Here is a 3,544-nt window from a genome sequence, read left to right as displayed (position 1 = left end):
GACGAAGGAAGAATCTTACTAAGTATATCACAACATCACTTTTTTATTAGTAAGGTCCTTCGCATACTCAGGATGACTCATCTTTTGAGACGGGCTCTCATCGCATAAATTATTTCTAAATGCTTATTCAGACCTAATAGTCTCAGTAGGGTTAGAAACAGCGGCCTTATAAACTTTGAGCCCTATAGTAGAGAGTGCAATGACCATGAGCAAAGCAATGGAGAGTATAAATGACAGTGCCCCAGGCGTTACATGATACTCCCAAATACTCCCCATAAGTGCATCGGCAAGCATGTAACTCAATACTGATCCTAATCCTGCAGCGATAAGCAGTATGATTACAAAGTTTTTGTTTAGAATAAGCATCAAATGAGACAGAGATGCCCCTAATACTTTTCTAATCCCAATTTCTTTCATCCGCTTAAGTATACTCAACGATACCAAACTAAAAAGACCTAACACAGACATAAACGTGGCAACTACCCCCAGAAAAGCAAACAGTTTCATGATATTGCCATTTACTAAGGATGCCTGGCTTAGCTCATCATCCATAAAATCACCTGTATACATTCGATCGGGATGTAGCTTTTTCCACTCTTCTTCCAGGTAATCGTTGGTAGAAATAAGGTCTGTGGTGTTTGTTTTTACTGTCATAAACTGGTAGTCCTCCTCAGGGACATATCGCAGCATTAACGGGTCTATTGGCCCCCATAAGCCATCTAAAAAAGCATCTTTCATTACACCCACGACATAAAAAGAGGCCGTATCCATCCACACTACTTTCTGACCGAGTGGCTTATCCCAACCAAAAACTCTCACCAGCTCTTCACTCACAATCACAGATTCTTTCATGTCTGTTTTAGAGTCTTTTCGAAAACCACGGCCTTCTAATAGCTCAAAATCAATAGTCTCAAAAAAGTTTTCTCCCACATGCAGTATATCTACATCATATTCCTTTTCAGCATTTACTATAGGATCGTTGCGGTATGAGCGATCGATCTGGTGTTCAGAGCCCGCAATAGATAAAATTGCAGGATTATCTCTTATAACATTTTCGTAAGCCCTATAATCATCCAGATTTTCAAAATGAAGTGAAATGGCGCCTGTATTATCAAACCCGTAATCCATCTCTTCCTGAAAAACAGCATTTTGGTAAAATATCACACCTAAAATGATGGCCAACAGAGAAATAGAAAACTGAAGTGTGAGCAAAACACTCGTTATTCTATTCGTACCTCCGTACTTGAGGGAGCCCTTCAATATACTTGCCGGCTCAAATTTGCTGATATAAAATGCCGGATAACTACCTGCCACAAGCCCTGTAAAGAGTAATGTGGCTAAAAGGAAAATATAGAAATTAAGATTTTCAGTAAGGTTGATGTTTATTTCTAGAAACGGCCACATACCGCTGTAAGCCGGCACCATAAATGCCGCCAGAATGAGCCCCACAATTAAAGAAAGGAAACACAAGACCACATTTTCCATAAGAAACTGTGCAATTAATTGCTTGCGTAGTCCACCCATTACTTTTCTCAAGCCAATCTCTTTTAACCTTTTGCTGGCTATAGCCATAGAGGTGTTGGTAAAATTGAAACAGGCTATAAGCAATATCAGAATACTCATGATACCAGGCACAAAAACCGCTGGCGGTGGCATGCTACTCCTGAGCCAATGGCTCCAAACTTCATCATTGGCTGCACGATGTGGCATACCTTCGAATGGTTCGAGGGTATATTTATCGAGCTTAAAATCTAACCTCGCCTGGTTTTGTATTTCTATGTAATTCTCAGTTAGCCTTTGCTCTACAGCTTTTAGCCTGGTTTTATCATTAATTTTAACGAATGTTGTTGACCAATAAGTCCAGTCGGAAGCCACATCATCTGTATCATCTCCCTGATTTTGTAGATCTATCCAATTGTCGATACGGGCAATGGTCTGAGTGTTTGCAAAACTTGAGTTTAAGGGCTGCATGGCAAATACGGCAGCCACTGTATAGTCTTTAGGGCCATGAGAGGTAAAATGCGTCAGTGTTTTACCCACTGCGTTTCCATCTGGAAAATACTTTTCAACCAATTTCTCACTGATCAGGATATTGGATTTCTCTGAAAGCGCAGATCTATCACCTTCAATAATTTCGAAATCAAAGAAATCAAACAAATTAGAGTCTGTGAACAGGAAGTTTTCGTTGAAGAGTTCGTCTCCAATTTTAAAATTTCCACCAGATGGCATATACCTAAGCACATCTTCTACCTCACCGACATTTTCTTTTACAGCCATAGCTAGCGGAAATGGAGACATGCCATAAACCTGCTTACGCTCCTGATAAACTCTCTCAGCATCAATCCGGTAAATGTTTTCTATACTCGTTTGATTGCTATCGAAGTTTACATTGAAGTCATAATTGAGAAAAGCCACTATACAGCAGCCAATTGCCGTTCCCATACCCAGGATATTGATGAGAACAAATACTTTGCTTTTCCACAAACTGCGGAAGGTGATTTTTAGGTAGTTTTTTAACATGGTTGTGTTGTTTTTGAGTTTTCTGACTTTGAAAAGCCAAGTAAAGTGAGCTCCATCTGACCAAAAATGGTCTCACCTTATATTTTATTAGATGCGATACAAGGAGTAAGGTTGCATCTAATTCAAAATTTATTTTTACATAGTACCTTGTATAACCAAGTATCTGAACGAAAATAAAAGCCAAAGGTTGGCTTTTTAATAAAAAGGGTATCTCAAAATATATAATTGCATTTTGAGACACCCATTAAGTTGTTGCTCTTATATATGAAACTGCTCTTTAATATTCTCAGTTACTACCTTACCGTCAAACAGGTTGATAATTCTGTGTGCATAGTTGGCATCATAAGGCGAGTGAGTAACCATGATTATAGTCGTTCCTTCCTCATTAAGTTCTGCCAATAATTTCATCACCTCTTCACCATTTGCTGAGTCCAGATTACCTGTAGGCTCATCGGCAAGTATCACTTTTGGCTTAGCTACAATCGCTCTGGCTATAGCCACACGCTGCTGCTGACCACCAGAAAGTTGCTGCGGGAAGTGATTTCTTCTGTGCATGATATTCATACGCTCAAGCACCTCTTCTACGCGTTGCTTACGCTCTGCTGAAGGTACTTTAAGGTATAATAATGGAAGCTCTACGTTTTCAAACACTGTGAGCTCATCGATAAGATTAAAGCTTTGAAACACAAAACCTATTGATCCTTTTCTAAGTTGTGCACGCTGGCGTTCTGAATAATGCGACACTTCGTGCTCACCGAAGTGGTACTCGCCATCAGTTGGGTTATCTAGCAGACCTAAAATATTGAGTAAAGTTGATTTACCGCAACCTGATGGTCCCATAACAGCTACAAATTCGCCTTCTTTAATTTCGATGTTGATGCTGTTGAGTGCAGTGGTTTCTACTTCATCTGTAGTATATACCTTCTGCAAATTTTTAATTCTAATCATGAGCTTTGGGTTTAGTTAATGTTTTGATTTTTGACCTATAAATTGTTATTGATGTAAATTCTTTAATTTTTTATTT

2 protein-coding genes are annotated in these 3,544 nt (G+C 39.1%); both read right to left on the bottom strand.

The annotated features are described in order from the left end of the window. Positions 1-123 precede the first annotated feature (123 nt). Positions 124-2,520, bottom strand: coding sequence for an ABC transporter permease (locus tag E1176_RS03980; protein WP_155209277.1), 2,397 nt, complete (start codon positions 2,518-2,520; stop codon positions 124-126). 258 nt (positions 2,521-2,778) lie between these two features. Next, on the bottom strand, positions 2,779-3,468 hold the full coding sequence (locus E1176_RS03975) for an ABC transporter ATP-binding protein (RefSeq protein ID WP_155209276.1): 690 nt from the start codon (positions 3,466-3,468) through the stop codon (positions 2,779-2,781). Between the last annotated feature and the right edge of the window lie 76 nt (positions 3,469-3,544).

It is taken from the genome of Fulvivirga aurantia, from assembly GCF_009711475.1.
GTDB lineage: Bacteria > Bacteroidota > Bacteroidia > Cytophagales > Cyclobacteriaceae > Fulvivirga > Fulvivirga aurantia.
Note: the sequence above shows the minus strand (reverse complement) of the source record. Positions and strands in the feature narration are given on the sequence as shown.